The 26,777-nt window shown below is 69.2% G+C and carries 30 protein-coding genes; 7 read left to right on the plus strand and 23 right to left on the minus strand.

Annotated features, from left to right (window positions below):
• Positions 1 to 67: 67 nt before the first annotated feature.
• Entirely contained in the window at positions 68 to 370 is a 303-nt protein-coding gene (gene groES / locus ACQI46_RS00450) for a co-chaperone GroES (protein WP_003929249.1), read from the minus strand.
• Positions 371 to 566: 196 nt separating this feature from the next.
• On the opposite strand from groES, the gene ACQI46_RS00455 reads away from it, so the two are divergent.
• Positions 567 to 2,159, plus strand: coding sequence for a DUF222 domain-containing protein (locus ACQI46_RS00455; protein ID WP_427091990.1), 1,593 nt, complete (start codon positions 567 to 569; stop codon positions 2,157 to 2,159).
• A 58-nt stretch (positions 2,160 to 2,217) separates the two neighbouring features.
• Positions 2,218 to 2,508, plus strand: coding sequence for a CDGP domain-containing protein (locus ACQI46_RS00460; RefSeq protein WP_427091991.1), 291 nt, complete (start codon positions 2,218 to 2,220; stop codon positions 2,506 to 2,508).
• 5 nt (positions 2,509 to 2,513) lie between these two features.
• On the opposite strand, the gene ACQI46_RS00465 is transcribed toward ACQI46_RS00460, so the two are convergent.
• The 9 genes from ACQI46_RS00465 to ACQI46_RS00505 are packed head-to-tail and all read right to left on the minus strand — an operon-like array spanning position 2,514 to position 10,590.
• On the minus strand, positions 2,514 to 2,954 hold the full coding sequence (locus ACQI46_RS00465; RefSeq protein WP_427091992.1) for a nuclear transport factor 2 family protein: 441 nt from the start codon (positions 2,952 to 2,954) through the stop codon (positions 2,514 to 2,516).
• Entirely contained in the window at positions 2,951 to 3,973 is a 1,023-nt protein-coding gene (tsaD, locus tag ACQI46_RS00470) for a tRNA (adenosine(37)-N6)-threonylcarbamoyltransferase complex transferase subunit TsaD (protein ID WP_427091993.1), read from the minus strand. Before tsaD ends, ACQI46_RS00465 begins: the two co-directional genes overlap by 4 nt.
• Positions 3,970 to 4,422 carry a ribosomal protein S18-alanine N-acetyltransferase gene (rimI, locus tag ACQI46_RS00475; RefSeq protein ID WP_427091994.1) on the minus strand — a complete coding sequence of 151 codons (453 nt, stop codon included), beginning with the start codon at positions 4,420 to 4,422 and terminating at the stop codon, positions 3,970 to 3,972. The genes tsaD and rimI overlap by 4 nt, the downstream gene beginning before the upstream one ends.
• Entirely contained in the window at positions 4,419 to 5,048 is a 630-nt protein-coding gene (gene tsaB / locus ACQI46_RS00480; protein WP_427091995.1) for a tRNA (adenosine(37)-N6)-threonylcarbamoyltransferase complex dimerization subunit type 1 TsaB, read from the minus strand. Before tsaB ends, rimI begins: the two co-directional genes overlap by 4 nt.
• A complete protein-coding gene (gene tsaE / locus ACQI46_RS00485) occupies positions 5,045 to 5,509 on the minus strand; it encodes a tRNA (adenosine(37)-N6)-threonylcarbamoyltransferase complex ATPase subunit type 1 TsaE (RefSeq protein WP_427091996.1) in 465 nt (154 codons plus the stop codon). The genes tsaB and tsaE overlap by 4 nt, the downstream gene beginning before the upstream one ends.
• Positions 5,502 to 6,590 carry an alpha/beta fold hydrolase gene (locus ACQI46_RS00490; protein ID WP_427091997.1) on the minus strand — a complete coding sequence of 363 codons (1,089 nt, stop codon included), beginning with the start codon at positions 6,588 to 6,590 and terminating at the stop codon, positions 5,502 to 5,504. Before ACQI46_RS00490 ends, tsaE begins: the two co-directional genes overlap by 8 nt.
• Entirely contained in the window at positions 6,587 to 7,729 is a 1,143-nt protein-coding gene (alr, locus tag ACQI46_RS00495; protein ID WP_427092756.1) for an alanine racemase, read from the minus strand. The genes ACQI46_RS00490 and alr overlap by 4 nt, the downstream gene beginning before the upstream one ends.
• Positions 7,730 to 7,766: 37 nt before the next feature.
• Positions 7,767 to 9,164, minus strand: coding sequence for a glutamate decarboxylase (locus ACQI46_RS00500; RefSeq protein WP_427091998.1), 1,398 nt, complete (start codon positions 9,162 to 9,164; stop codon positions 7,767 to 7,769).
• Positions 9,165 to 9,174: 10 nt separating this feature from the next.
• Positions 9,175 to 10,590 (minus strand): NAD(P)H-hydrate dehydratase, encoded by a 1,416-nt coding sequence (locus tag ACQI46_RS00505; RefSeq protein ID WP_427091999.1) that lies wholly within the window; start codon positions 10,588 to 10,590, stop codon positions 9,175 to 9,177.
• 31 nt (positions 10,591 to 10,621) lie between these two features.
• Here ACQI46_RS00505 and ACQI46_RS00510 point away from each other — a divergent pair, with 31 nt between their 5' ends.
• Positions 10,622 to 10,990 carry a nuclear transport factor 2 family protein gene (locus ACQI46_RS00510; RefSeq protein ID WP_427092000.1) on the plus strand — a complete coding sequence of 123 codons (369 nt, stop codon included), beginning with the start codon at positions 10,622 to 10,624 and terminating at the stop codon, positions 10,988 to 10,990.
• 24 nt (positions 10,991 to 11,014) lie between these two features.
• Here ACQI46_RS00510 and ACQI46_RS00515 read toward each other — a convergent pair whose 3' ends face one another.
• From ACQI46_RS00515 to glmS, 3 genes are read right to left on the minus strand one after another with little or no spacing between them, the layout of a single operon-like run.
• Positions 11,015 to 11,476 carry an STAS domain-containing protein gene (locus tag ACQI46_RS00515; RefSeq protein WP_427092001.1) on the minus strand — a complete coding sequence of 154 codons (462 nt, stop codon included), beginning with the start codon at positions 11,474 to 11,476 and terminating at the stop codon, positions 11,015 to 11,017.
• Between the two features lie 40 nt (positions 11,477 to 11,516).
• On the minus strand, positions 11,517 to 12,416 hold the full coding sequence (locus ACQI46_RS00520; RefSeq protein ID WP_427092002.1) for an alpha/beta fold hydrolase: 900 nt from the start codon (positions 12,414 to 12,416) through the stop codon (positions 11,517 to 11,519).
• Complete coding sequence (glmS, locus tag ACQI46_RS00525) at positions 12,416 to 14,290, minus strand: glutamine--fructose-6-phosphate transaminase (isomerizing) (RefSeq protein ID WP_427092003.1); 1,875 nt, start codon at positions 14,288 to 14,290, stop codon at positions 12,416 to 12,418. Before glmS ends, ACQI46_RS00520 begins: the two co-directional genes overlap by 1 nt.
• Before the next feature lie 55 nt (positions 14,291 to 14,345).
• On the opposite strand from glmS, the gene ACQI46_RS00530 reads away from it, so the two are divergent.
• A complete protein-coding gene (locus ACQI46_RS00530) occupies positions 14,346 to 15,191 on the plus strand; it encodes a hypothetical protein (RefSeq protein WP_427092004.1) in 846 nt (281 codons plus the stop codon).
• Positions 15,191 to 16,231 (plus strand): LLM class F420-dependent oxidoreductase, encoded by a 1,041-nt coding sequence (locus tag ACQI46_RS00535; RefSeq protein WP_427092005.1) that lies wholly within the window; start codon positions 15,191 to 15,193, stop codon positions 16,229 to 16,231. Before ACQI46_RS00530 ends, ACQI46_RS00535 begins: the two co-directional genes overlap by 1 nt.
• Before the next feature lie 4 nt (positions 16,232 to 16,235).
• Here the strand turns inward: ACQI46_RS00535 and ACQI46_RS00540 are convergent, their stop codons facing one another.
• Positions 16,236 to 16,811, minus strand: a complete 576-nt coding sequence (locus ACQI46_RS00540; protein ID WP_427092006.1) for a TetR/AcrR family transcriptional regulator — start codon at positions 16,809 to 16,811, stop codon at positions 16,236 to 16,238.
• 44 nt (positions 16,812 to 16,855) lie between these two features.
• Between ACQI46_RS00540 and ACQI46_RS00545 the strand changes: the two genes are divergently transcribed.
• Positions 16,856 to 17,998 (plus strand): acyl-CoA dehydrogenase family protein, encoded by a 1,143-nt coding sequence (locus ACQI46_RS00545; protein ID WP_427092007.1) that lies wholly within the window; start codon positions 16,856 to 16,858, stop codon positions 17,996 to 17,998.
• On the opposite strand, the gene ACQI46_RS00550 is transcribed toward ACQI46_RS00545, so the two are convergent.
• The 8 genes from ACQI46_RS00550 to adh form a co-directional block, all read right to left on the minus strand.
• Positions 17,973 to 19,400 (minus strand): hypothetical protein, encoded by a 1,428-nt coding sequence (locus ACQI46_RS00550; RefSeq protein ID WP_427092008.1) that lies wholly within the window; start codon positions 19,398 to 19,400, stop codon positions 17,973 to 17,975. The genes ACQI46_RS00545 and ACQI46_RS00550 overlap by 26 nt on opposite strands.
• A complete protein-coding gene (locus ACQI46_RS00555) occupies positions 19,401 to 19,706 on the minus strand; it encodes a type VII secretion target (RefSeq protein ID WP_427092009.1) in 306 nt (101 codons plus the stop codon).
• 42 nt (positions 19,707 to 19,748) lie between these two features.
• Positions 19,749 to 21,086 (minus strand): phosphoglucosamine mutase, encoded by a 1,338-nt coding sequence (gene glmM, locus ACQI46_RS00560; protein ID WP_427092010.1) that lies wholly within the window; start codon positions 21,084 to 21,086, stop codon positions 19,749 to 19,751.
• Between the two features lie 102 nt (positions 21,087 to 21,188).
• Entirely contained in the window at positions 21,189 to 21,665 is a 477-nt protein-coding gene (locus ACQI46_RS00565) for a hypothetical protein (protein WP_427092011.1), read from the minus strand.
• 102 nt (positions 21,666 to 21,767) lie between these two features.
• The gene (locus ACQI46_RS00570) at positions 21,768 to 22,253 is read right to left on the minus strand and encodes a hypothetical protein (RefSeq protein ID WP_427092012.1); all 486 of its coding nucleotides are present in this window, start codon (positions 22,251 to 22,253) and stop codon (positions 21,768 to 21,770) included.
• 342 nt (positions 22,254 to 22,595) lie between these two features.
• Positions 22,596 to 22,988, minus strand: coding sequence for a 30S ribosomal protein S9 (rpsI, locus tag ACQI46_RS00575; RefSeq protein ID WP_427092757.1), 393 nt, complete (start codon positions 22,986 to 22,988; stop codon positions 22,596 to 22,598).
• Between the two features lie 95 nt (positions 22,989 to 23,083).
• Positions 23,084 to 23,527, minus strand: coding sequence for a 50S ribosomal protein L13 (rplM, locus tag ACQI46_RS00580; RefSeq protein ID WP_427092013.1), 444 nt, complete (start codon positions 23,525 to 23,527; stop codon positions 23,084 to 23,086).
• 177 nt (positions 23,528 to 23,704) lie between these two features.
• The gene (gene adh / locus ACQI46_RS00585) at positions 23,705 to 25,228 is read right to left on the minus strand and encodes an aldehyde dehydrogenase (RefSeq protein WP_427092014.1); all 1,524 of its coding nucleotides are present in this window, start codon (positions 25,226 to 25,228) and stop codon (positions 23,705 to 23,707) included.
• Positions 25,229 to 25,291: 63 nt separating this feature from the next.
• On the opposite strand from adh, the gene ACQI46_RS00590 reads away from it, so the two are divergent.
• On the plus strand, positions 25,292 to 25,882 hold the full coding sequence (locus ACQI46_RS00590; RefSeq protein WP_427092758.1) for a TetR/AcrR family transcriptional regulator: 591 nt from the start codon (positions 25,292 to 25,294) through the stop codon (positions 25,880 to 25,882).
• On the opposite strand, the gene ACQI46_RS00595 is transcribed toward ACQI46_RS00590, so the two are convergent.
• A complete protein-coding gene (locus tag ACQI46_RS00595) occupies positions 25,854 to 26,771 on the minus strand; it encodes an alpha/beta hydrolase (RefSeq protein ID WP_427092759.1) in 918 nt (305 codons plus the stop codon). The two genes, ACQI46_RS00590 and ACQI46_RS00595, sit on opposite strands and share 29 nt — an antisense overlap.
• Between the last annotated feature and the right edge of the window lie 6 nt (positions 26,772 to 26,777).

Consider the following 26,777-nt stretch of genomic DNA (forward strand, 5'->3'; position numbering starts at 1 on the left):
GAGACGCGCGCCGCCCCGGACATCACCGCAGGGATGCGGGAAGTCCGGGGCGGAACACGATCGTCGGTTACTTGGAGACGACAGCCAGCACGTCGCGGGCCGACAGGATCAGGTACTCCTCGCCGTTGTACTTGATCTCGGTGCCGCCGTACTTGCTGTAGATGACGACGTCGCCCTCCGACACGTCCAGAGGAATCCGCTTCTCGCCGTCCTCATCCCAGCGGCCGGGGCCAACTGCGACGACGGTGCCTTCCTGCGGCTTCTCCTTGGCGGTGTCGGGGATGACCAGACCGGAAGCGGTCGTGGTCTCGGCCTCATTGGCCTGAACGAGGATCTTGTCCTCGAGTGGCTTGATGTTCACGCTCGCCACGATGGAGCCCCTTCACTTTTCGCTGATGTAGGTGTGTTTCTCGGCGGCCGGTGTCCGCCCACGCGCCGTCGTCGCGGGTGTCGACACACGGGTGGACCGACTGCCACCTAGCACTCTATACACGAGAGTGCTAGCACTCAAGGTTGGGTTGCGACAGCGCAGCATATTGTCGTATGGCATCGCTAGTCTCGAACACGTGTTCGACTCTTACCTGCCGGGTCCCGCGCAACTGCGGGACGTGAGCGACGGCGAGCTCATCGACGCCGTGAGCGGTTGGGCGCGAGCCGCAGCGGCCGCCGAGGCCCGCAAGTTCTCGGCGATTGCCGAGCTGGCGCGACGGCGATGCTCCGACCCGGAGCATCCCGACTGGGCCTGTGACGATTGGGACAGCGCGGCCGCCGAGATCGCCTGCGCGCTGGCCGTCGGCCATGGATTCGCGTTGGCCCAGATCGATGTGGCCCTGGCGCTCCGCAATCGGCTGCCGAGGACGAACGCGCGATTCCTGGCCGGCGAGATTTCGGCCGCGATGGCCGTTGCCATTGTCCACCGCACCAAGCTCATCGCCGACGACGACGCCCTGGCCGCGGTCGACGCCCAAATCGCCGAAAATGCCCCGGCGTGGGGAACACTGTCCAAGAACAAGCTCGAGCTGGCCATCGATATGTGGGTCGACACATACGATCCCGACGCCGTGCGGCGCACCCGCATCCGCCAGAAGGGGCGCTCGCTGACCATCGGCGACTGGGAGGACCGCGCCGGCACCGTCAGCATCTACGGACGACTGGCGACCACCGACGCCGCTCTGGCCAATCAGCGGTTTGCGGCCATGATCACCGCTGTCTGCGAGGACGATCCACGCACCATGGATCAGCGCCGCGCCGACGCTTTCGGCGCGCTGGCTGCGGGATCCGCGCACCTCGCGTGCCGCTGCGGCAACCCCGCATGCTCAGCCGCGCTTGACGACGGTCGGGCGACAAGCTTCGTCGTCAACGTCGTGGCCGAACAGCAGAGCTTGGATCAACCGCCCGACCCCAGGCTCGACGGGCTCATCACGATGGCGGACACCGAGCGTGACGAAACGCCGGCGCCTCCGCGCAAGCCCGGCTTGATCCCCGGCATGCGCAACGGCATCGTGCCCGCGCCTCTGCTGGCGCAGTTGATCGCGCACGGTGCGACGGTCCGTCTGGTTCCCGACGCCGGCTCGGTCGAGGGTTGCGAGGGGTACCGGCCCTCGACGGCGCTCGCGCGGTTCGTCCGAACCCGAGACCTGACCTGTCGAGTACCCGGGTGCGACCGGCCCGCGATCACGGCCGACATCGACCACACCCGACCCTGGCCGGAAGGACCCACGCATCCTTCGAACACCAAGTGTTACTGCAGGATTCATCACTTGGTCAAGACCTTCTGGGAAGGCTGGTCCGATACCCAGCGCCCCGACGGAAGCGTCACTGTCACCTCTCCCACCGGGCACTCCTACACCACCACTCCGTTGTCGGGCCTGTTGTTTCCAAGCTGGAACACCACGACTCCACCGTCGCGAGACGGGCCGCAACCCGATGACCCGGTACCGTCGTCTCCGCTGCGAGACCCGCGGCGTGCATTGAAGATGCCCCGTCGGCGCCGCCGACGTAGCGACAGCCGCCGTTACCGCATCACGGCCGAGCGTCGTCGGAATGCCATCCAACGACAACTCGACCGGGCGACCGCTGCTGGTGCGAGCGCGGCACCGTCCGACGGTGACCACCTCGTTCCGCCACCCGACTACGGCGACGATCCGCCGCCGTTTTAGTCGGAAGGCGCAGGGGAACACGGGTGCCGACCGGTACCGTCACCGATGGGAGGCCACCATGAAGCGCTGCATCATCGGAGTCCTGAGCGCCCTGCTGATGGGCGCCGGTGTGGTGACGTTCGCGCCGTCTGCCGGCGCGGGCTGTCACTACGGCGGGCAATTCCTCAGCAAGTGCGACAGCCCCGTGCAGCCCGACGGCACCTGGCAGCGCTGCGTGGGAGTGACCAAGTATGTGCCCCGCGGGTTCAGCTCCCATCTGGTGCCGGTGAAGCAGTGCGTCGTCATGGGTCCCGGTCGCCCGGTGGCCGACCCCGCGGTCGCCGACCCTCCGTGGCACATCCCCGGCTGAGCCGGCTAGCTGTACCGGCGCGGGTCGATCAGCAGGTGATCCGACACGTCGCCGAGCATCTCGACGTCGACGTGGCGGTCGGTGAAGTACCAGCCGGCGTCATCCCGGGCGAAGGTGTCCCGGTAGCGGCCGACCACGATCGGTTGCAAACCCACCGTGTCGGTGGCCTGCACGACGCAGAACGTCGAGCGTGCCTCTGCGACATCGCCATTCACCTCCACGATCGGGTTGAGCACCAGGTGCCGGGTGCGTGGGGTGTTGCCGTGCTCCGGAAAGCGACGCGTGGTGTGGGCGAACAGGGCCGCGATGTCGTGCGCGCCGGCCACGCCCATGAACTGCCCTCGGCCCAATAGCTGACCGACACCGTCGAAGTCCCCGGCATCGATCAACTCGGCATACCGGTACAGCAGCTCGGTGACGGCGAGCTTGTCTGCAGGCCCGCTCACGCCACCTGACCCTGCACCACCGGCAGCCCCGGATCACTGGCAGCGTCCAGCGGGGACGGCGAGGCGCCGGCGGCGATCAGGTGGGCGGCGAACGACGCGATCATCGCGCCGTTGTCGGTGCACAACCGTGGACGCGGAATCCGCAGCGTCAGACCGGCTTCCTCGCAGCGCTGCGCCGCCAGTTCGCGCAACCGCGAATTGGCCGCCACGCCACCGGCGATCAGCAGTGTCGACACCCCGAGGTGTTCGGCGGCCCGCACCGCCTTGGAGGTCAGCACGTCGGCGACGGCCTCCTGGAAGCCCGCGGCCACGTCGGCGCTGCGCGCCTCGGGATGACGTTCGACATACCGCGCCACGGCGGTCTTCAAGCCGGAGAAGCTGAACGCGTACGGATCGTCGCGCGGTCCGGTCATGCCGCGCGGGAACACGATCGCGTCGCGGTCCCCTTCCCGCGCGAGCTCGTCCAGCACTCGCCCGCCGGGATAGCCGAGGCCGAGCAGCCGGGCCACCTTGTCGTAGGCCTCCCCGGCGGCGTCGTCCACTGTGGACCCGAGTTCGACGATCGGTTCCCCGAGCGAGCGCACGTGCAACAGGCTCGTATGACCGCCCGACACCAGCAGCCCGACGCTCTCCGGCAGTGGCCCGTGGTCGTATACGTCGGCGGCCAGGTGCCCGCCCAGATGGTTGACGCCGTAGAACGGCACACCCCAGGCCGCCGAATACGCCTTGGCCGCAGCCACTCCCACCAGCAGTGCACCGGCCAGTCCGGGGCCGATGGTGGCGGCGACGACGTCGGGCCGGTCGACGTCGGCGGCGGCCAGCGCACGGCGCATCGTCGGGCCGAGCGCTTCGAGATGGGCGCGCGAGGCGATCTCGGGCACCACGCCGCCGAAGCGGGCGTGCTCGTCGACGCTGGAGGCGACCTCGTCGGCCAGCAGGGTGACGGTGCCGTCGTCGGCGAGGTCGGCGATGCCGACACCGGTTTCGTCGCAGGAGCTCTCGATTGCCAGGATGATCATTGCCGTTCCCGTTTCATCGTGTAGGCGTCGGCGCCGCTGACCCGGTAGTAGCGCTTACGCAGCCCGACCCGGCTGAATCCGGCGCTCTCATAGAGCGCGATCGCCGACGCGTTGTCGGTGCGGACCTCGAGGAACACCGTTGCGCCGTCGGCGTATTCGAGGAGGCGGTCGAGCAGTTGCCGGCCGATCCCCTTGCCCTGGTAGGCCGGGTCGACACCAATGGTGTGGATCTCGTACTCGTACGGTCTGATCCGGCCCAATCGCGCGATACCGGCATAGCCGACCAGTTTGTCGTCCACCCGGGCTGCGACGTAATGGTTGTGCTTGGCCGCCAGTTCGGCGAGGAACGCACGCTCGGGCCACGGGTCGTCGCCGTCGAACAGCTGGGCTTCCAGCTCGGCGCAGCGCGCCGCATCGTTCGGCGTCAGCGGTCCGTACTGCGCGATCATCGCGACGCCGCCTGCGGCTTGGCATCCGGGCGCCGCAGATACAGCGGCACCAGTGGATCGGGATCGCCGGTCCAGTCTGCCACTGCGGCAACCAATCCCGCAGCCGTCGGATAGACCGCGGGCAGCTGCTCGAGGTCGAACAGCGCGGCGTGCTCGCGTGATCCGGCAACGGCGCCGGCGCCCGCGGGGACCTCGGTCGCAGCGTTGACGGCGGGCCCGTCGACGCGCACCCCGTCGCGGTAGCGCGCCCAGTACACCTCGCGGCGACGCGCATCGGTGACGACGAGCACCTCCCCCGCGCTGCGCGCCGCGATCGCGTCCAGGCTGCACACACCGTGCACCGGGATGGCGAGCGCGTGACCGTAGGCGGCGGCGGTGGCCATCCCGACCCGGAGGCCGGTGAACGGCCCCGGTCCGCACCCGACGACGACCGCGTCGAGATCCTCGGCGTGGACCTGCGCCTCACGCAGGGCGGCGACGATGTTCGGCGTCAACCGTTCGGCGTGGGCGCGGGCGTCGACGGTGACCTGCTCGTTGAGTACCTCGACTCCACCGTCTGCCATCCGCACCACCCCGGCGGTGACCGCCGGCGTCGCCGTGTCGAGGGCCAGGACCAGCCGGTTCACGGGCGACTCCACTTCCACATCGCGGTGCGCGCCTCGGTGTCCGAGCTACGCTCCAACCGGATGTCGAGATGACTGTCCGACAACCGTTCGGCCACACCCTCGCCCCACTCGACGACCACCACGGCGTCATCGAGGTCGGTGTCGAGGTCCAGCGAATCCAACTCGGCGAGTAGGTCCACCGACTCCTGGTCCAGCAGACGGTAGAGGTCGACGTGCACCATCGCCGGCATCCCGGCCCGGCGCGCCCGGTGCACACGTGCCAGCACGAACGTCGGCGAGATCACCGGACCCTCGACATCCATCGCCTGCGCTATCCCCTTGGCCAGCACGGTCTTTCCCGCGCCGAGCGGACCCGACAGCACGACCACATCGCCGGCCCGCAGCGACGCACCGAGCTGCGCGCCCAGCGCGACGGTGTCATCGGCGGTGAGCAGTTCTGCGGTGCCGGAGGACTCAGTCACGAGACCACACCCGCTCCCGCACCCGCCGCGTCAACGCCACCAACTTCGACGGCGTCGCGCGCTCGACCAGACGCACCAGCGCATCGTCGATCACCTCCGGACGTTCCAACTGCACCAGATGGCCTGCGCCACCGACGATCAACAGTTCCGACTTCGCCATGGCCCGCGCCATCTGCTGTGAGTACTCCAACGGAGTGAGCATGTCGCGATCACCACAGGCGACCAGGGTGGGTATCTTGCTCAACGTTTCCAGACCTGCTGTCTCGTCGTGGACTTCGAGTGCGTGCAGGAACTCCACGAGCGTGGTGATCGACGTGTCGTGCATCATCCGCTCGGAGAACGCGACCACGCTGGGACTGATCGCGTCGTCGCCGTAGGACGCCGCCCGCAGGACCGGACCTATCACCATCTTCGCGGCCCCGCGCGCCCGGTGCACCATCCCCGGGGCGTACCGCGCGGCGAACCGGACCGCCTCCAGCGCGGGATTGTTCAGGATCTCCCCCAGCGGAGACCGCGAAACCCCCTCGGCCGCTGACGAAATCAACGCCGCGCCGACGATCCGGGTGGGATAACGCTGCGGATACTGGCGGGCGTGCGAGAGCACCGTCATGCCGCCCATGGAGTGGCCGACCAGGACGACCGGGCCGCGGGGCGCCGTCACCGCGAGCACACTCTCGAGATCCTGGCCGAGCTGCTCGACGGTGTAGGTGTCCGGGGGCGCATTGCCGGAGAGTCCGTGACCGCGTTGGTCGTAGAACACCATCCGAACCTGGGGTCCCCACTGTTCGGTGAGCCGCGCGCGCTGGAAGTGGAACGCGCCCATCCGCAGGCAGAAGCCGTGCGCGAACACGACCGTCAGCGGCGCGTCCTGGGGCCCGGTTTCGCGCACGGCGAGCGGCACACCGTCGATCGTGGCGACCACACTGCTGCGGTCGGCGTCGAGCAGCTCGAAATCCTCGTCCCGGTGCGGGTCGTCCACGGTAAGGCGACGCCGCAGCGACCGCGCGGCCGTCACACCGGCGGCCGAGCCGACGGCGGCCAGCCCGGCCGCCCCGGCCAGCCAACCCGCACGTGCGCTCACCGGCTCCCGCCTCCGCGGTAGCTGCGCCCGATGCGTCCGCGCGGGCTGGTCGCCACCTCGTAGTTGATGGTGCCCAGCAGCTCGGCCCACTCCTGGGCGGTCGGTTCGCCGTGATCGCCCGGCCCGAACAGGATCGCGTCGTCGCCGGCGGCGACCTCGACGGGCCCGGGCCCGAGGTCGACGACGAACTGGTCCATGCAGACCCGGCCGACGTTGGGGTAGCGGCGTCCGTTGATCTGCACCTCGAACCGGTTGCTCAACGTGCGGAACACGCCGTCGGCGTAGCCGGCCGGAATCAATGCCAGCGTGGTGTCGCGCGGCGCGATCCACGTGTGACCGTAGGACACGCCGTCGCCGGCCTGAATCGAACGGACCTGCGCCACCGGGCATTTCACCGTCATCGCCGGGCGCAGCCCCATGGCCCCACGCTCGGGGATGGGCGTGAGTCCGTAGACCGCGATGCCGGGACGGACCAGGTCGAAGGCCAGGTCCGGACGGGTCAGCGCCGCCGGCGAATTACTCAGGTGCACCACGTCGAAACCCACGCCGCGAGCCCGGCCGAGAGCGGCCATCTCGGTGAGCCGCTGCGCCTGGATGTCGTTGAACGGGTGCGCGGGCTCGTCGCCGTGGGCCAGGTGGGACATCAGGCCGCGCACGTCGACCGCGCCGTCGGTGCTCGCGCGGCTCAGCGCGTCCAGCACCGCTGGATACTGCGCAGGCGCGACGCCGTTGCGGCTCAACCCGGTGTCGACCTTGACCGTCAGCCGTGCGGTGTGGCCCGTGCGGGCGACCGCGTCGAGCACCTCGTCGACCTGTCGCAGCGACGACACCGCGATCTGGACGTCGGCAGCCAGCGCGGGCCCGAAGTCGGTGCCCGGCGGGTGCAGCCAGGCCAGCACCGGCGCGGTGATACCGGCGGCGCGCAGCGCCAAGGCTTCGGACACCGTGGCCACACCCAGCTCGGCGGCCCCGGCGGCCAGCGCCGCACGACCCACCTCAGGGGCGCCGTGCCCGTAACCGTCGGCCTTGACCACTGCCATCACCGCCGCTGAACCGGCCTTTTCGCGCAGCACAGCGACGTTGTGGGCGATCGCGTCGAGGTCGATCGACGCGGTGCACCCGGCCGCGGAATCGTTCATCGTCGTGGTCACCGCCCACGATTGTCCCAGCCGGTGCTCAGTGGGCGAAATGCTGCTCGTCGGCGAACCCGCCGACGCCGACCTGGTCCAGCTTGGCCAGCACCTTGACGATGTCGTCGCGCAGCGCCCGCGCGAGGTTCGCCGAGAACCCCTCACGCACCACGACCCGCAGCACCGCGACGTCGGTGGCGTCGTCGGGCATCGTGTACGCGGGCACCTGCCATCCGAAGCTCCGCAGCATCGCCGACACGTCGAACACCGTGTACTTGGTGCCTTCCACCAGCTTGAACGCCACGACCGGGATCCCCGCCCCGTCGGAGATCACCTGGAACACCGGTTTGTCGTCGGCCCCGGTCATGGTGCGCAGTTCCCGCGCCAGCCACTGCGCGGTGTCGGACAGCGTGTGCATCACCGTGGTGTAGCCGTCGCGGCCCAGCCGCAGGAAGTTGTAGTACTGGCCGACCACCTGGTTGCCGGGCCGCGAGAAGTTCAGCGTGAAGGTCGGCATGTCGCCGCCGAGGTAATTGACCCGGAACACCAGATCCTCGGGCAGGTGCTCGGCGCTGCGCCACACCACGAATCCGATGCCGGGATAGGTCAGCCCGTACTTGTGGCCGCTGACGTTGATCGACACCACGCGGGGCAGCCGGAAGTCCCACACCAGATCGGGGTGCAGGAACGGCACCACGAAGCCACCGCTGGCGGCGTCGACGTGCACCGGGATGTCGAGTCCGTTGTCGGTGGCCAGCGTGTCCAGCGCCGCACAGATCTCGGCGACGGGTTCGAGCTCGCCGGTGAAGGTGGTGCCCAGGATCGCCACGACACCGATGGTGTCCTCGTCGACGGCGTCGAGCACCTGTTCGGGAGTGATGACGTAGCGGCCCTCCTCCATCGGCAGGTAGCGCGCTTCGACGTCGAAGTAGCGGCAGAACTTCTCCCACACCACCTGCACGTTGGAGCCCATGACCAGGTTGGGTGTGCGGCCTTTCCAGGCCCCGTCTGCGAGCCGGTCGCGCCAGCGCCATTTCATCGCCAGCCCGGCGAGCATGACCGCCTCGCTGGAGCCGACCGTGGACACCCCGATCGCGCTGGACGGATCGTCGTCGCGCAGATCTTCGGCGTGGAACAGGTCGGCCACCATGCACACGCAGCGCTGCTCGATCGCCGCGGTGACCGGATACTCGTCCTTGTCGATCATGTTCTTGTCGAACGTCTCCGACATGAGCTGCCCCGCTTCGGGATCCATCCAGGTGGTCACGAACGTGGCCAGATTCAGCCGCGAGCTGCCGTCGAGCATCAGCTCGTCGTGGATGAAGCGGTAGGTCTGCTCCGGGTCCATCGACTCGTCGGGCAGGCGCAGCGCCGGCAGCGGAGACGTGGACAGCCGTCCGGTGTAGGCGGGAGTCAGCGACGAATGGCGGGAGACGTTGGGCATGGGCTCCTTTCTAGAGGATGGAGCCCACCGCCGTCCGCAGATGCGCCAGGATGGCCGCCGCCGACGTCGGCGCCGCAGCGGGGCCGGGGTCGCGGGCCGCCAGTTCGGCCGCCCGGGCGTGCACGTAGGCCGCCGCGGCGGCCGCCTCCCCGGGCGGGAGCCCGGCGGCCAGCAGCGTGCCGATGACGCCGGACAGCACGTCACCCGAGCCGGCGGTCGCCGCCCACGACGAGCCGGCGAGATTGAGGTAGACGGGGCCGGACTCCGGTTCGGCGATCACGGTGACGTTGCCTTTGAGCAGCACGGTGACGCCGAGCCGGTCGGCCAGGCGGCGCACATCGGCGATGCGATCCGGACCCGGCGGCGAACCGGCCAGCCGGGCGAACTCCCCCGCGTGCGGCGTCAGCACGGTCGGGGCGGCGCGGCCGTCGACCAGTTCGGGGTGCGCGGACAGGATGGTCAGACCGTCGGCATCCACGATGACCGGAAGGTCGGTCTCCAGCGCGAAACACAAGGCGGCGGCGGCGGTTTCGTCGGCCCCCAGGCCGGGGCCGACGACCCACGCCTGCACCCGCCCCGCGGTGGCGAAGCTCGGCGTGGCGATCACCTCAGGCCAACGGGCGAGAACCTGCTGACCGGCCGTGCCGGCATAGCGGACCATGCCCGAGGTGGCGGCCACCGCAGCGCCGGTGCACAGCACCGCCGCTCCGGGATAGGTGTCGGAACCGGCCATCACGCCGGTCACGCCCTGGGTGTACTTGTCGTCGGTGGGGCCGGGGACCGGCCAGCGCGCGGCGACATCCTCGGTTTCGAAGCCCCTGATCGCGCTGGGCGGCAGGTCGAGGCCGATGTCCACCAGCTCGACGCGTCCGCACTGCCCCAGACCATGCACCGGTTTCAGGCCGCCGAAGGTGACCGTCAGCTCCGGGGTGACGTGAGCCCCGTCGGCTGCGCCGGTGTGGACGTCGACGCCGCTGGGCAGGTCGACCGCCACCACCGGGATGCCGGCGCGCGACACCGCGTCGAAAACGTGCGCGGCGTCGGGTCGCAGCGGACCGGACCCGGAGATGCCGACCACCCCGTCGATCACCAGATCGGCTGTCGCAGGGACAGTGTCGACGATGTGCCCGCCGGCACGCCGGAACGCCGCAAGCGCTTTGCGGTGCGCACGTTCAGGATTGAGCAGGACGGCCGCGGCCCGCGCACCGCGCCGACGCAGGAAAGTCGCCGCCCACAGCGCATCTCCCCCGTTGTCGCCGCTGCCGACCACCGCACACACGGTCCTGCCCGACGTGGCCCCCAGTTCGCGGGCGATCGCTGTCGCGAGCCCGAACGCCGCGCGGCGCATCAGTCCGCCGTCGGGCAGCGCCGCCAACAGTGGGGCCTCGGCGTCGCGGATCTGGTCGGCGCTGTAGTAGTACCGCATCGCTGCAAGGCTACGTGGGTACCTTCTGGTCATGACGCAACTCGCAGACGAGCTTCTCGCGCTCGAGCACTCAGGGTGGAAGTCGCTGTGCGACGGCACCGGCGACCAATTCTACGGCGAGCTGATGACCGACGACGCGGTGATGGTGCTGGCCAACGGGATGGTGATGGACCGTGCGACGGTGACGTCGTCGCTGGGGCAGTCGCCACCATGGCAGCGCTACGAGATCAGCGATGTGCGGTTGATCGCGATCGGCGAGGACACCGCGGCGCTGGTCTACACCGGCAAGGGCTGGCGCGACGGCCAGGACGAACCGTTCGCCGCAGCCATGTCGTCGGTGTATCACCGTGCGGGCCAGGACTGGAAACTGGTGCTCTACCAACAATCGCCGCAGAGCTGACCTGCCCGCTCGATGTCGGAGAGCTCAGGCCGTCGCCTGCCGGCCCTTCCGGGCGTCCTCCAGCGTCGGATACAGATCGATGATCTGGTCGACGCACATCAACCGCATCGGACGACTGGTCGCGGGCCCCTCGGCGACCACGCGTAGGGACACTCCCGCAGGCGCGGTGAGACGGTGTGTCTCGACGAGGACGCTGATTCCGGCCGAAGACAGGAACTCGACGTCGGAAAGATCGACGATCAGCACAGTGGCGCCGCCGGCGAGGGCGACATCGAGGTGGGTGGCGAGGGTGGGTGCGGTCAGCACATCCAGATCCCCGGCGACCTGCAGCACCAGCGCCGCTCCGTCGTTGCGCGGGCTGATAGTGCAGCGTCCACTGCGCCTGTGTCCATCGTGGTTCATTTCCGATTCCCGACCTTCGCGCGGCAACGGGCGCGATTCGGCCCGGCCCTCCGAAACCACGACAGCGGCAACCATTGCTGCCATGGCTCTTATAGTTTTCTTATCGAACGCACAACCAGGCGCGTTACATTCCCGAGTTCAGCGGGTCCGCCGCGTCCCAGAACGGAAGGACCTGGCGTTCGATCTCCTCGGCAAACTCGCCGTTGACGGCATGGGAGGCCTCGGGGAACACCTCCACCTGGACCGCGGGCACCGTGTCCCGGGCATGTCGGGCAGCCTTGCGCGCATCGAGCATGACGCTGCGCCCGCCGAGGAAGGCCAGCACCGGCATGGTCAGTGACCGCAACTGATCGTCGGTGATCCGACTCGGCGCAGGCAGGCGCAGCGCGAAGTCGGTCATCGCCGCGTCGATGAGCCGCGCCTCGGGTAGCGCGACTTCGAGGTCGACACCTCCGGACAACCAACTCAGAAACCACCGACGCAAACGCACGGGCACACCGGGCAACGTCAGCAGCGCCGAGGCCGCCAGCGTGCGCAGCGGGATCGGGGCGAACGTGAACACCGGCTCCAGCAGCGCCAGCGAGGCCACCCGGTCCGGGAAACGCACCGCATGGTTGGCCGCGGCCCACCCGCCGATCGACACCCCCATCAGGTGCACGCGCTGAAGACCCAGACCTGCCAGCGTCTCCTCGAGCCACCGCGCTTGATCGTGGGCGTCGGTGATCGGCCGGGTCTGCACGCTCAGACCGGCTTCGCCGAGCAGGTCCAGGCAGTAGACGCTGCGCCGCGCTGTCAGCCCGGCGAGGTTGGCGCACCACATCGGGGTCGCCGCGTTGCGACCGGGCAGCAACACCACCGGTGTCGAATCATGCTGGGCGGCAAAGTGATACGTGTGCACCGTACCGTAGGAGGTGGAGACGTCGGACTCGGCGTCGAAGGCGGGCAGTTCGGCCATGCCCGCCCGGTACGCGGCGAGATAATGTTCCCGCCGGCCGTCGACGAACCGGCCCAGCTGGCCCGCCACTACTCGACGGTGACCGACTTGGCGAGGTTGCGCGGCTTGTCGACGTCATAGCCGCGGGCCTGGGCCACCCCGGCGGCGAAGAACTGCAGCGGAATGGTCGACAGCAGCGGCTGGAAGAGCGTCGAGACCGCAGGGATCTCGATCAGGTGGTCAGCATAGGGACGCACCGTCTCGTCGCCCTCCTCGGCGATGACGATGGTGATCGCGCCGCGCGCCTGGATCTCCCGGATGTTGCTGAGCAGCTTGGCGTGCAGCACCGCGGCGTTCTTCGGTGACGGCATCACCACGATCACCGGCAGGTCGTCCTCGATCAGCGCGATCGGGCCGTGCTTGAGTTCCCCGGCGGCGAAACCCTCGGCGTGCATGTAGGCGAGCTCTTTGAGCTTGAGTGCGCCCTCCAACGCCACCGGGTAGCCGACGTGGCGTCCGAGGAACAACACCGTCGGCGACGCGGCGAACCGGTGCGCCAGATCCTGGACCGGATCGGCGGTCGCGATGACGCGCGCGATCAGGTCCGGCATGGCCTCCAGGTCGTGGTATTCGCGGGCCACCTCGTCGGGGTACTTGGTGCCACGCGCCTGGGCAAGAGCAAGCCCGACAAGGTAATTCGCGGCGATCTGCGCCAGGAACGTCTTGGTCGAGGCGACCCCGATCTCCGGGCCGGCGCGGGTGTAGAGGACCGCGTCGCATTCGCGCGGAATCTGGCTGCCGTTGGTGTTGCACACCGCCAGCACCTTGGCCTTCTGGTCCTTGGCATGGCGGACCGCTTCGAGCGTGTCGGCGGTCTCGCCGGACTGCGAGATGGCCACCACCAGCGTATGACTGTCCAAAACCGGGTCGCGATAACGGAATTCGCTGGCCAGTTCGACCTCGACGGGCAGCCGCGTCCAGTGCTCGATGGCGTACTTGGCCAACATGCCGGAGTGATACGCCGTGCCGCAGGCCACGACGAAGACCTTGTCGATCTCGCGCAGCTCCTGATCGGAGAGCCGCTGCTCATCGAGCACGATGCGGTTGTCGGCGAAATGCCCCAACAGCGTGTCCGACACCGCGGCGGGCTGCTCGGCGATCTCTTTGAGCATGAAGTACTCGTAGCCGCCCTTCTCGGCGGCCGAGACGTCCCAGTCGATGTGGAAGGTCCGGTAATCCGTGCCCGGCACGGCGACGTTGCCCTCGAAGTCGGTGATCCGGTACCCGTCGGCGTGGACCACCACCGCCTGGTTCTGGCCCAACTCGACGGCGTCGCGGGTGTGTTCGATGAACGCGGCGACATCCGAGCCGACGAACATCTCGCCGTCCCCGACGCCGAGCACCAGTGGGGTGCTGCGTCGCGCGGCGACGATCGTGCCGGGCTCATCAGCGTGGGCGAACACCAGCGTGAAGTGGCCTTCCAGGCGCCGCAGCACCGCCAACACCGCGGCCGGGAAGTCACCAGCATGGTCGCCGGCGGCGTACTCGCGGGCCACCAGATGGACCGCGACCTCGGTGTCGGTGTCGCTGGAGAATTCCACCCCGGCGTTCTCCAGCTCGGCGCGCAGGGCGGCGAAGTTCTCGATGATGCCGTTGTGGACCACCGCCACCTTGCCCTCGGCGTCCCGGTGCGGGTGCGCGTTGCGGTCGGTGGGACGGCCATGGGTGGCCCACCGCGTGTGCCCCAGGCCGGCAGACCCGGTCAGACTCCCCGCCCCCGCCTCGGCAAGGGCAGCTTCCAGGTTGGCCAGCCGTCCTGCCCGGCGACTGACGGTCAGACCTCCGCGGCCGTCGAGCAACGCAACACCGGCCGAGTCGTAACCCCGGTACTCCATGCGGCGCAGCGCGTCGACGACGATGTCGCAAGCACCCCGGTGCCCGACGTAGCCGACGATTCCGCACATAGGCTCCCAGGGTACGGCAGGGCATCCATTCCACCCGGTGGGTTACGGTCTTCGGGTGGCCCGCACGAAGAAGCTCTATGCCGCGTTGACGCGTCGTGGCCCGCATCGCGTTCTGCGGGGTGACCTGGCCTTTGCCGGCGTTCCCGGGGTGGTCTACACCCCGGCCGAAGGCAAGAATCTGCCCGGCGTGGCGTTCGGCCACGATTGGATCACATCCACCGACCGCTATCACGGCACTCTCGATCACCTCGCGTCCTGGGGAATCGTCGCCGCCGCGCCCAAGACGGAGACCGGGCTGGCGCCGTCGGTGCTGAACCTGGCTTACGACCTGGGCACGGTGCTCGACATCATCACCGGAGTGCGGCTGGGCAGCGGCGACATCAGCGTGCACCCGGGCAAGCTCGGTGTGGCCGGACACGGTTTCGGCGCGTCGGCGGCGGTGTTCGCCGCGGCGGGGATGCCCGACCGGATCAGGGCCGTCTTCGCCGCGTACCCGACGGTCACCAGCCCGCCCGCGGTGCAGCCGGCCTCGTCGTTGACGGTGCCGGGCGTGATTCTGGCCGATCCGGGTGATCCGATGTCGCTGCGCTCCAACGCCACCGAGCTGGCCCGCGCGTGGAAGACAGCGACCCTGCGCTCGACCCGCAGGCTGGAAGCCGGCGGACTGGTCGAAGGACGGCGCCTGGCCGCGGTGGTCGGCCTGCCCAGCGCCGACAAGAAGACCCAGCGCACTGTGCGTGCGCTGCTCAGCGGCTATCTGCTGTTCATGCTCGCCGGCGACAAGACCTACAAGGACTTCGCCGACGCCGACGTCGACCTGCCCAAGGCCTCGGTGATGGACCCGTTCGCCGACGACCCCGTCGACCTGGAGAACAAGGTCGTCGCCTTGTTGAAGCCCTGATGAGAACCGGAATCTTCCTCGGCTACGCCGACGGCTTCCTCGAAGCTGTCGACGAAGTCGTCGAGGTCGAGAAGCTGGGCGTGGACATCGCATTGGTCGCCGAGGCCTACTCGTACGACGCGATCAGTCAGCTCGGCTTCCTGGCCGCGCGCACCTCACGGATCGAGCTGGGCACCGGCGTCGTTCCGATCTACACCCGCACGCCGGCGCTGATGGCGATGACGGCCGCCGGGGTGGACTACGTGTCCGGCGGTCGGTTCCGGCTCGGGCTGGGCACCTCCGGCCCGCAGGTGATCGAAGGCTTCCACGGCCTCCCGTTCGACGCGCCGCTGGGCCGCACCCGCGAGGTCGTCGAGATCTGCCGGCAGGTGTGGCGCCGCGAGCGGTCGAGCTATGCCGGCAAGCACTACCAACTGCCGCTGCCCGCCGACCGCGGCACCGGCCTGGGCAAGCCGCTCAAGCTGATCAACCATCCTGTGCGCGAACGTATCCCGATCACCATCGCGGCGCTGGGACCGAAGAACGTCGAGTTGACCGCCGAGATCGCCGAGGGCTGGCAGCCGGTGTTCTTCTACCCGGAGAAGGCCGGGCAGGTGTGGGGCGATGCGCTGCGCGCCGGCGCGGCCAAGCGCTCCCCGGAATTGGGGCCGCTGGACGTGATGGTCAACGCCACGTTGGCCATCGGCGACGACGTCGAGGATCGATTGGCCTGGGCCAAACCGCAATTGGCGCTCTACATCGGCGGCATGGGTGCGCGCGGCCGCAATTTCTACCACACCCTGGCCACCCGGTACGGCTTCGGCGACATCGCCGACCACATCCAGGACCTCTATCTGGCGGGCAAGAAGTCAGAGGCCATCGACGCGGTGCCCGACGAGCTGGTCCGCAAGGTGTCTCTGGTGGGGCCGAAATCCTATGTTGCAGAGCGGCTCTCGGCGTTCGCCGAGGCCGGGGTGACGACGTTGCTGGTGCATCCGATGGGTGTCGACGCCGCCGAGCGTGTGCGTTTCGTCGAGCAGTTGCAGAACCTGTTGCCCTGACCGCTCAGGCCTGGATACCGCCGGTGAGGATCGCGGCGAGTTCCCGGTAGGCGGCCGCGTCGTCGAGCCCGGTGTTGTCCCGGACCACGCGCTGCTGGATGCGGACCATGGCGGTCGCGGCGAGATCGGCGGCGAATGCGGCGTGCACGTCACGGAAGTCGCCGGCGGCCACCCCGTCGGCGATCAGTTCCTGCACTCGCCGCGCGGCGATGCGGGTGTTGCGCTCGTAGATCTCCCGGGCCGGAGCGAACGCGTCGAGGTCGGCCATGAACTGATCCGACGCGCGGTCGAGCGCGGCGCCCACGGCCGTCAGGTACGCCGTGATGCGTTCACGGGCACCGACCGAGGTGCCGACCTGGGTTTCGACGTATTCGGTCGCGGTCCGGAAGAAGTGCACCGTCGCCGCCTGCACGAGCTGCTCCTTGCTGGCCGCGAGCGTGTACAGGGTCGACTTCGAGCACCGCAGCCGGGCTGCGATGTCGTCGAGGGTCAGGTGCGCGAAGCCGTCGGCCAGGAACAGCTCCACCAGCGCATCGAAGAGCTCGATGCGGCGGCGGGTGGCGAACGCGGTCCTGGCCATGACCGCAATAGTACTGGGAGACGTCCTGTAGTACTGTCCCGAGTATGGCTGTTGAGCGACTGCTGCCCAGCGACGATGCCCATGACCTCGTCGGTCTTGCTCGCGACATCTCCGACAAGGTCCTTGCCCCGATCGTCGACCGGCACGAGAAGGACGAGACCTATCCCGACGGCGTGTTCGGCACGCTCGCCGAGGCGGGGCTGCTGAGCCTGCCCTACCCCGAGGAGTGGGGCGGGGGCGGTCAGCCATATGAGGTGTACCTGCAAGTTCTCGAGGAGATCGCCGCGCGGTGGGCCGCCGTCGCGGTCGCGGTCAGCGTGCACAGCCTGTCGTGCCACCCCCTGATGAGCTTCGGCACCGACGAGCAGCGCCGACGCTGGCTGCCCGAGATGCTCGGCGGATCGACCATCGGGGCCTACAGCCTGTCCGAACCGCAAGCCGGCTCCGATGCCGCGGCGCTGGCATGCAAAGCCACACCGGCCGACGGCGGCTATCGCATCAACGGCGCCAAGGCCTGGATCACCCACGGCGGAATCGCCGACTTCTACAACCTGTTCGCCCGCACCGGCGAAGGCTCGCAGGGTATTTCGTGCTTCCTCGTCCCCCGCGACACCCCCGGCCTGACCTTCGGCAAACCCGAGGAGAAGATGGGTCTGCACGCCGTGCCGACCACCACCGCGCACTACGACAACGCGATCGTCGACGCCGAACGCCGCATCGGCAGTGAGGGACAGGGCCTGCAGATCGCGTTCAGCGCACTGGACTCCGGTCGGCTCGGCATCGCCGCGGTCGCCGTCGGCCTGGCGCAGGCCGCGCTCGACGAGGCCGTGGCCTACAGCCAGGAGCGAACCACGTTCGGCCGCAAGATCATCGACCACCAAGGCCTGGCGTTCCTGCTGGCCGACATGGCCGCTGCCGTCGACTCCGCCCGGGCCACCTACCTGGACGCGGCGCGCCGGCGCGATGCCGGCCTGGCCTACTCGCGGCACGCGTCGGTGGCCAAGCTGACGGCGACCGACGCTGCAATGAAGGTCACCACCGACGCCGTGCAGGTCCTCGGCGGGGCCGGCTACACCCGGGACTACCGCGTGGAGCGATACATGCGGGAAGCCAAGATCATGCAGATCTTCGAGGGCACCAACCAGATTCAGCGTCTGGTGATCAGCCGGCATCTGGCGCGCGGCTAGTAGCCGGCTGTTCGCCGACCTGCGGTACCTCGCCTTCGGCGATCTCACACGGCGTCTGCTCCGCGACTACTGGCGCGGCGGGCGGTGGCGGCAGAGGCTCGACGACCGGAGCGGGCGCCGGCTCCGGTGGCGGCGTCGCAGCCGGGGGCGCGCAGTCATCGACTGGCGGCTCGACCTCGTCTTCGGCGGGCACCGTCACCTGGCTCTCGGTGACTTCGCTATCGAGGTTCTCGTCGTCAGGGTCCTCTTCGACCGGGTCTTCTAAAGGGTCGTCGCTCTCGGTGTCCTCGAGTTCAGGCTCCTCCAATCCCGGTTTCTCGAGTTCGGGGGGATCCAGGTCGGGCGGCTCGAAGCCGTCGGCGCCGCCGCCCAGCAGGCCCCGCAGAGTATCGGAGAACTGCTGGCCCAGACCCGACAGTCCGCCGCCCATGTCCCCGCCGGGTGCTCCCAGCGGGCTCGGAGCGACCGGCGGCGCGGGAGCCGGCGGCGGAGCGGGAGCCGGTGCGACGGCCGGTGCGGCGGCTGGTGCGGGAGCCGGTGCGACGCCTGGTGCGGCGGCAGCCGGGACGACCGGCGCGGGTGCCACCGCTGCCGGCGCCGCGGGTGCTACCGCTGCCGACGCCGCGGGTGACGGCGCCGCAGCGACGCTGCGCTCCCCCGCCGGAGCGGTGCAGGCGCGGTCCTCGACGCAGGCGACCGCAGGGGTGGGGCCCAGCTCGACGGGCACGGCGAAATCGGGCACCGTCCCGGAATTCACTTCCGCCGTGGCGGTCCGGTAGGTCTCGCTGACCGCGGCGATCGTGTCGCGCATCGTCGTCAGCCACCCGGTCTGGATCACGTTCTCCACGAACGGTTTCACCGAATGCTCGACCACTTCGGCGGCGACCGCGCGGTCTCCGGCACCGGTCGTCAGTGTCGCCGCGGCGGACAACCATTGGTCACGACTGGCCGCGGTTGCGCCGTCGATGTCGATCACCGCACCCGCCTTGGCGTCGACAAGCTGCCAGAGGCGATCGACCGCATCGGCCAGGGCGGCGGCCGCCGAACCGACGGCCGTCGCCACGGCTGCGGAAGTATCGCCGTGGCGGCGCAGGAACTGCTGACACGCCTCGGCGCCAGGACCGGTCCACGCCGTGGACAGTGCTGTGATCTGGCGTTGCTGAAGTTCCAGCGCCTGGTGGCAGGCTGCGGCGATGGCCTCGAGGGCGGCCGCATCGCCGGCGAGGACCTCGAGATCCATTCCGTCCTCGCTGCTGTACCAGTCGCGCACCTGGCCCGCGTGCACGGTCAGGTCGCCATGGCTGTACCCGACCTGATGAGCTGCCCACACATACTGCTGGAGATTCTCGATCGCGGGCCGCGCTTCTGCCGATCGTGTTGCGACGTCCCGGTTCTCGGGCATCTACCCGACCCGATCGGCGGCGCGCAGGTCGGCGTCCCGGTAACGGTCGGCGCAGGCATGCAACGCCGCTGCGATTTCTGCTGCAGCGCGAGACCACTGCCGCAGGCCCGTCGCCACATTGTCGACCGCGCGGCACAGCGCATCACCGTGAGCCAGGTAGGCACGGCCTGCGGTGGCACCACCGAAAGCCAACGCGCTCACATGGTTTCGCACCGCGGCGTCGATCAGCGCTGAGGCCGCGTCGTATTCGCGTGCGGCAGCGCGCACGGCCGCGGCATCGACATGCGCGGCGCCGGTTGTCCCCATATCTGTTAGGACGCCCGAGACGGGCCGGCGGTTCCGCCTGTTTCAGCGCTCGGCGCTGACCGAGTCGGCGACCCGCACCGCCATCTGCCGCGCGGTGTCCTCATCGGCGGCCTCGACCATGACCCGCACCACCTGCTCGGTTCCCGAAGGCCGCAGCAGGATCCGTCCGGTATCGCCGAGTTCGGCCTCGACGGCGGCCACTGCGTTGCGCACGGAGGGGGCGTCGGCCACCGTGGCCTTGTCGGCGACCTGCACGTTGATCAACACCTGAGGCAGCGTCTGCATCGGCGCGGCAAGCTCAGCCAGGGTGCTGCCGGTCTGCGCCATCCGCGACATCAACCGCAGACCGGTGACGATGCCGTCGCCGGTGGTGCCGAATGCGGGCAGCACGATGTGACCGGACTGCTCCCCGCCCAGCGCGAACCGGCCGGCGCGCAGCTCCTCGAGGACATAGCGGTCGCCCACCCCTGTGGTGCGGACGTCGATGTCGGCCCCGCGCATTGCCAGGTGCAGCCCCATGTTGCTCATCACCGTGGTGACCAAGGTGTCGGATGTCAGTTCACCGGACTCCTGCATCGCCAGCGCGAGGACCACCATGATCGCGTCGCCGTCCACGATCCGTCCGTGTGCGTCGACGGCCAGGCAGCGGTCGGCGTCCCCGTCGTGGGCGAGCCCGAGATCGGCGCCGTAGGAGACCACCGCCGAGCGCAGCGCCTCCATATGGGTGGAGCCGCAGCCGTCGTTGATGTTGAGTCCGTCGGGCTCCGCATGGATCGGGATCACGTTGGCGCCGGCCGCGCGGTACGCCCTCGGAGCGGCATCGAACGCCGCGCCGTGCGCACAGTCGACCACCACGGTCAGCCGGTCCAGGCGCGACGTGGCGGCCTTGCCCACGTGCCGGAGGTAGCGTTCCAGCGCGTCCTCCGCGGAGACGACCCGACCGATCCCGGCGCCTGTGGGCCGTTGGCCGGGGCCCTGGTGGACGAGTTCCTCGATGCGGTCCTCGGTGTCGTCGTCGAGCTTGTGCCCGCCGGGCCCGAAGATCTTGATGCCGTTGTCGGGCATCGGGTTGTGCGAGGCCGAGATCATCACGCCGAAGTCGGCGTCGTACGCGCTGGTCAGGTACGCGACCGCAGGCGTCGGCAGGACACCGACACGCAGCGCGTCGACGCCCTCGCTGGTCACTCCGGCGATCACCGCCGCTTCGAGCATCTCCCCGCTGGCACGCGGATCCCGGCCGATCACCGCGACACGGCGGTGTGAGCCACCGGTCCTACTGAGGCGCTGGGCCGCGGCGGCCCCCAACGCAATCGCCAACTCGGCGGTCAAGTCCTGGTTGGCGACTCCACGCACCCCGTCGGTGCCGAACAGTCGAGCCATCCTGACAACTTCTCATACCGAACGGCGGCACACCTAACCGATCGTTTGGCAAATCGTGCCGTCGCCGGATCGATATGCCGCCGTGACGGGAAGGGTCAGGAACTAGCCCTGGCTGTTGAACGGCTCGTCTGCCTCTCCTTCACCCGGCACGGGCGGAGTGTCGGCGGGCTCGCTCTCTTCTTCCTCACCTGCGATCGGCGGGGTCTCCATCTCGGCCGGGGCGCTGGGCGGCGCTTCAGCCGGGGCGGCCTCCTGTGCCGCGTTCTGCACGATCAGCACATCGCCCTCGGCGGTGCCGGTGCAGGCGGTCATCTGCGCGCCTTCGACGTCGACCTGCTGCGCCATCGTGACGAACGCGGCCGGGTCCCCGCCGCAGACCTCGGTCACGGTTGCGGCCGCGGCCTCGAGCGACGCACTGTCAACAGCGGCGACGCCGCCGACGAGTACGGTCACCAGACCGTCGGGGCCGGCCGGCGGGTCCGCCGGCTGCGCGTGGGCCACCAGGCCGGTGGTGAACAAGAGGCCGCCGACCGCGGTTCCCGCAGCGGCGCTTTTGACCAGTGTCATGAGCTCAGGCATGCGCAACTCCCTTCGGTTCCGCAGCGAGGAATACCCATCCGCCCGGACCGGAAACGACTCACCGCCCGTATCCGGTGGATACGGGCGGTGAGCTCGGATCAGTTATCCGTCGGTGCCAGGCGAGGTGGTCTCGCCCTCGGCAGCTCCGGAGCCTTCGGCGGCACCGCCGGTGCCGTCGGTGCTCTCGCTGCTCTCGGCGCTACCGGTGCCGTTGTCCGACGACCCGGTGGTGCCCTGCTCGGTGCCGCCGGTGGTGCTCGGCTGCTCCTGGGTGCTGCTGACGTTCTGCGTCAGCACCAGGTCGCCACCGGGCAGTCCGGCGCACACGGTCTGGGTGACGCTCTCACTGTCGACCTGCTGGGCGAGCGCCCCGACTTCCTCGGGCGCGGTGCCGCACAGCGCACCGGCGGTCACGGCTGCGGCGTCGGCGGGCACTCCGCGCAGGATGGTCGTGTCGCCCACGGCGATGTCGACCAGGCCGTCCGGGGTGGGCGCGGCGGGTTGCGCGCCGGCCATACCGAGACCGGCGGTGAAGAGCATGCCTCCACCGAGGAGGGCGCCGGCTGCGGCGGTCTTCACAAAGCTCATCGAGTAACTCCTTTTCAGTCACGAAGCCTCGGCCCGGCATCGGCGAGATGACTGACTCGCCTTCGGGGGCAGAAGCGGCCTGCCGACGTCACCACGGACGCCCGGGCTTCGCATTCGAGGCTGGCAAGGTCGACGCGCGAGATGCAACCACTTCGCCGGAGGACGACAACGACGGTCAGCCGGACTGATTAGCTTTGCCGCCGACACCCCTGGGCATGAGGATGTCCGGCTTAACCACAAGGTCGCAGATTTTTGATGTGGGACAGGACACACCTGCCCGGAAACGACTGACGCCCGGCCATCCGCAGTGCGGATGCCGGGCGCCACGCCGTGACACGTAGGTCAGCGCTTGCTGTACTGAGGTGCCTTGCGGGCCTTCTTGAGGCCGTACTTCTTGCGCTCGATGGCACGCGGATCGCGGGTCAGGAAGCCCGCCTTCTTCAGTGCGGGCCGGTCCTCCGGCTGCACCAGGATCAGCGCACGGGCGATGGCCAGACGCAGCGCGCCGGCCTGCCCGGACGGGCCGCCACCGTCGAGGTGGGCGTAGATGTCGAACTGCTCGAGCCGGTCCACGGTCACCAGCGGGGCCTTGATCAGCTGCTGGTGCACCTTGTTCGGGAAGTAGTTCTCCAGGGTCCGGCCGTCGAGGTTGAACTGTCCGGTGCCCGGAACCAGGCGGACTCGGACGACGGCCTCCTTGCGGCGCCCGACGGTCTGGATCGGACGGTCGATCAGGACGGGTTCCTGCGGCTCGAGGGAGTAGGCGGTGTCGGTCTCGACGGCTCCGGTGTCGGCGCCCGTCTCGTCGACGTCGGCGTAGTTGGCTTCAGTCACTGGGCCACCTGCTTGATCTCGTACGGAATCGGCTGCTGGGCGGTGTGCGGGTGCTCGGCACCGGCGTACACCCGCAGCTTCTTCTGCACCTGACGGCCGAGCTTGTTCTTCGGCAGCATGCCGATGATGGCCTTCTCGACCACACGATCGGGGTGCTTCTCCATCAGCTCACCGATGCTGCGCTTGCGCAGACCGCCGGGATACCCCGAGTGACGGTAGGCGAACTTGTTCTGCAGCTTGTCGCCGCTGATGGCAACCTTGTCTGCGTTGATGACGATGACGAAGTCACCGCCGTCGACATTGGGCGTGAATGTCGGCTTGTGCTTGCCGCGCAGCAGGGTGGCAGCTGCTACGGCGAGCCGGCCGAGCACCACGTCGGTGGCGTCGATGACGTACCACGAGCGCGTGGTGTCACCCGCCTTCGGCGTGTACGTAGGCACAGCGCATACCTCTCTATATGGGGTGGTTCCCGGTGATCCGGGGGCCGGTCTGGCGTGCACTTCGAAGAAAATGCCTCGGCGACCGGCAGGGACCCGAGGTTCCGGCTAGCAGCACACGCCAACGAGGCAGCTTACCTACACGCGTCCATGCAGGTCAAAACGCGTCCTTGCCCCCGATCAGAAGAAGCCCTGCGCCGTGTCGCTGTAGCTGACCAGCAGGTTCTTGGTTTGCTGGTAGTGGTCGAGCATCATCTTGTGGTTCTCCCGACCCACGCCGGACTGCTTGTATCCGCCGAACGCCGCATGTGCCGGGTACTGGTGATAGCAGTTGGTCCACACCCGGCCGGCCTTGATGTCGCGGCCGGCGCGGTAGGCGGTGTTGCCGTCCCGGGACCAGACCCCGGCGCCGAGCCCGTAGAGGGTGTCGTTGGCGATGCTGATGGCCTCGTCGTAGTCGCGGAACGACGTGACCGCCACGACCGGACCGAAGATCTCCTCCTGGAACACCCGCATCTTGTTGTTGCCGGTGAAGATCGTCGGCGCGACGTAGTAGCCGCCGTTGAGGTCTCCGCCGAGTTCGGCGCGCTCACCGCCGGTGACGACCTGGGCGCCTTCGTTCTTGCCGATCTCGATGTAGGACAGGATCTTCTCCAGTTGGTCGGTGGAGGCCTGCGCGCCGATCATCGTCTCGGAGTCCAGCGGGTCGCCCTGCCGGACCGCCTTGGTGCGGATGGCCGCCAGCGCCAGGAACTCGTCGAAGATGTCGGCCTGGATCAGGGACCGCGACGGGCAGGTGCAGACCTCGCCCTGGTTGAGGGCGAACATCGTGAACCCTTCCAGCGCCTTGTCCTGGTAACTGTCGTGCGCGGCGAGCACGTCGTTGAAGAAGATGTTCGGGCTCTTTCCGCCCAACTCGAGGGTGACCGGGATCAGATTCTGCGACGCGTACTGCATGATCAGCCGCCCGGTCGAGGTCTCGCCGGTGAACGCGATCTTCGCGATGCGGTTGCTCGACGCCAGCGGCTTGCCGGCTTCGAGCCCGAACCCGTTGACCACGTTGACCACACCGGCCGGCAACAGATCACCGATGAGCTCCATCAGATAAAGGATCGACGCCGGTGTCTGCTCGGCCGGCTTGAGTACCACCGCGTTTCCGGCGGCCAGCGCGGGTGCCAGCTTCCAGGTGGCCATCAGGATCGGGAAGTTCCACGGGATGATCTGACCGACCACACCGAGCGGCTCCTGGAAGTGGTAGGCCACGGTGTCGGCGTCGATCTCGCTGATCGAGCCCTCCTGGGCGCGGATGGCCGCCGCGAAGTAGCGGAAGTGGTCGACAGCCAGCGGGATGTCGGCGTTGAGCGTCTCGCGGATGGGCTTGCCGTTGTCCCACGACTCGGCCAGCGCGATCGATTCGAGGTTGGCTTCGATGCGGTCGGCGATCTTGTTGAGGATCACCGCACGCTCGGCGGCGGTGGTCTTGCCCCAAGCCGGCGCGGCGGCGTGCGCGGCGTCGAGCGCCTTCTCCATGTCGTTCTCGTCGGAGCGGGCGACCTCACAGAACGGCTGCCCCGTCACCGGCGTGGCGTTCTCGAAGTAGCGTCCGGCCGCCGGGGGTACCCACTGTCCGCCGATGAAGTTGTCGTAACGGCCCTTGAACGACATCAGCGAGCCGTCGGTGCCGGGGCGGGCGTACACGGTCATGGTGGATCTCCTGCTCTGTGCCGATGTGTTGTGCGTCACTCAACCTACGCTCACACTGTGACCATCGACGAGCCCCGACGAACCCCGCGCCAGCGCCGGTCCCGCGAGACGGTCGCGACGCTGGTGGAGGCCGCCGCCCAGGTCTTCTCGCGCGAGGGGATGAACGCCACCTCCAACCGCATCGCCGCCCGCGCCGGGCTTTCGATCGGGACGCTGTACCAGTACTTCCCCGACAAGACCGCGCTGCTGCGCGCGGTCGCGGCCCGGCATGTCCGCGACGCCGACCGACGGCTGTCCGAGGTGTTCGACCGGCTGCGTGACGACGCCCCGCCGTTCGACGTGGCGATGCGCATGCTGGTCGAGGCCGTCGTCGATCTGCACCGCGACCGCCCGCGCCTGCACGCGGTGTTGCACCGGATGGTGCCGCAGGGCGCCGACGAGATGGCCGAGCTCCAGGCGTTCGAGGACCGCATCTGTGACGAGGTGGCGTTCCACCTGAAGCGCTGCGACCGCGGCGGCGACGACCCCGAGCTGACCGCGCGCACGCTGGTGCACACCCTCGACGCGCAGCTGCACCGCGTCCAGACCCGGCACGGATTCGACGCCGCGGCGCTGACCCGCGTCGTCAACCAGCTGGCCCCACCACCTGGCTGAGGAGCGCGCGCATCGCGTCGCGCAGTTGGGTCAGTCCGGGTTCCTCGATCGGGAAGTGCCCGCAGTTCTCCAGCAGGACCAGGTCCGTGGGTGCCGAAATCCGTTGCAGGAGGCGAATGCTTAGTTCCGGCGGGGTCCACGCGTCGGCCGCGGGGGCCACTAGCGTCACCGGGGCGGCGGTGTAGGACTCGGCCGCGGTGTGCCGGAACGCCATCCAGCTGGACAGGAAGCCGAGCGGGACGCTGACGCCACCGCCCCGGGGGTCGGAGGCGCACAGCCGCGACAGCCTCGGGTCTCGGCTCATGTTGTTCATATCGGCCAGCCAGGGGATCGGTACCCGCACCCGGCCCAGCACCGGGCGCAGCGCCCGCAGCACACCCGGTGCGGGTCGGCCCAGCCACCCGATCCGGGTTGCCGCGCCACGCGCCGCGGGATCGGTCATGTCGAGCAGGCAGGTGACCACCACGGCGGCCGCCTCGCCGGTGCGCGCGGCGACTTCGTAGGCCAGCATGCCGCCCATGCTGGCGCCGAAGAGGATCAGCGGGCGCGGGTCGGCGGCGCGTTCGGCGCGGACCAACTCGCAGAGCAGCTCGACCCAGTCGTCGTAGCGGATCCCGGCCGGGTCGGCGACCTCGGTGTCGCCGTAGAGCGGCAGGTCCGGCGCGAGCACGTCGACGCCTTCGCCGGCGGCGACGGCGGCCAGCGGCCAGAGCGCGCCGCTGTATCCGCCGCCACCGTGGATCACCATCACGCGGGCTGCGGCATCGGGCACCACGGCGCGGGCGATGTGCACGCGGTTGCCGCGCCACGGCCACCACGTCGCTTCCGGGTCGGTGATGTCGCGGGTGTATTCGATCGGCAGGAACGCCGCGTAGTCGCTGATGTCCATGTCTTC

The sequence above is a fragment of the Mycobacterium sp. SMC-4 genome, from assembly GCF_050205565.1.
In the GTDB taxonomy this organism is placed as follows: Bacteria; Actinomycetota; Actinomycetes; order Mycobacteriales; family Mycobacteriaceae; genus Mycobacterium.

What these genes read in the sequence shown, in the direction of transcription:
- ACQI46_RS00460 (WP_427091991.1), top strand. Translation starts at nt 2,218, where the DNA reads ATGAAGCGCTGCATCATCGGAGTCCTGAGCGCCCTGCTGATGGGCGCC.
- tsaD (WP_427091993.1), bottom strand. Translation starts at nt 3,973, where the DNA reads ATGATCATCCTGGCAATCGAGAGCTCCTGCGACGAAACCGGTGTCGGC.
- rimI (WP_427091994.1), bottom strand. Translation starts at nt 4,422, where the DNA reads ATGATCGCGCAGTACGGACCGCTGACGCCGAACGATGCGGCGCGCTGC.
- alr (WP_427092756.1), bottom strand. Translation starts at nt 7,729, where the DNA reads ATGAACGATTCCGCGGCCGGGTGCACCGCGTCGATCGACCTCGACGCG.
- ACQI46_RS00500 (WP_427091998.1), bottom strand. Translation starts at nt 9,164, where the DNA reads ATGCCCAACGTCTCCCGCCATTCGTCGCTGACTCCCGCCTACACCGGA.
- ACQI46_RS00505 (WP_427091999.1), bottom strand. Translation starts at nt 10,590, where the DNA reads ATGCGGTACTACTACAGCGCCGACCAGATCCGCGACGCCGAGGCCCCA.
- ACQI46_RS00510 (WP_427092000.1), top strand. Translation starts at nt 10,622, where the DNA reads ATGACGCAACTCGCAGACGAGCTTCTCGCGCTCGAGCACTCAGGGTGG.
- ACQI46_RS00515 (WP_427092001.1), bottom strand. Translation starts at nt 11,476, where the DNA reads ATGGCAGCAATGGTTGCCGCTGTCGTGGTTTCGGAGGGCCGGGCCGAA.
- glmS (WP_427092003.1), bottom strand. Translation starts at nt 14,290, where the DNA reads ATGTGCGGAATCGTCGGCTACGTCGGGCACCGGGGTGCTTGCGACATC.
- ACQI46_RS00535 (WP_427092005.1), top strand. Translation starts at nt 15,191, where the DNA reads ATGAGAACCGGAATCTTCCTCGGCTACGCCGACGGCTTCCTCGAAGCT.
- ACQI46_RS00540 (WP_427092006.1), bottom strand. Translation starts at nt 16,811, where the DNA reads ATGGCCAGGACCGCGTTCGCCACCCGCCGCCGCATCGAGCTCTTCGAT.
- ACQI46_RS00545 (WP_427092007.1), top strand. Translation starts at nt 16,856, where the DNA reads ATGGCTGTTGAGCGACTGCTGCCCAGCGACGATGCCCATGACCTCGTC.
- ACQI46_RS00550 (WP_427092008.1), bottom strand. Translation starts at nt 19,400, where the DNA reads ATGCCCGAGAACCGGGACGTCGCAACACGATCGGCAGAAGCGCGGCCC.
- ACQI46_RS00555 (WP_427092009.1), bottom strand. Translation starts at nt 19,706, where the DNA reads ATGGGGACAACCGGCGCCGCGCATGTCGATGCCGCGGCCGTGCGCGCT.
- glmM (WP_427092010.1), bottom strand. Translation starts at nt 21,086, where the DNA reads ATGGCTCGACTGTTCGGCACCGACGGGGTGCGTGGAGTCGCCAACCAG.
- ACQI46_RS00565 (WP_427092011.1), bottom strand. Translation starts at nt 21,665, where the DNA reads ATGCCTGAGCTCATGACACTGGTCAAAAGCGCCGCTGCGGGAACCGCG.
- ACQI46_RS00570 (WP_427092012.1), bottom strand. Translation starts at nt 22,253, where the DNA reads ATGAGCTTTGTGAAGACCGCCGCAGCCGGCGCCCTCCTCGGTGGAGGC.
- adh (WP_427092014.1), bottom strand. Translation starts at nt 25,228, where the DNA reads ATGACCGTGTACGCCCGCCCCGGCACCGACGGCTCGCTGATGTCGTTC.
- ACQI46_RS00595 (WP_427092759.1), bottom strand. Translation starts at nt 26,771, where the DNA reads ATGGACATCAGCGACTACGCGGCGTTCCTGCCGATCGAATACACCCGC.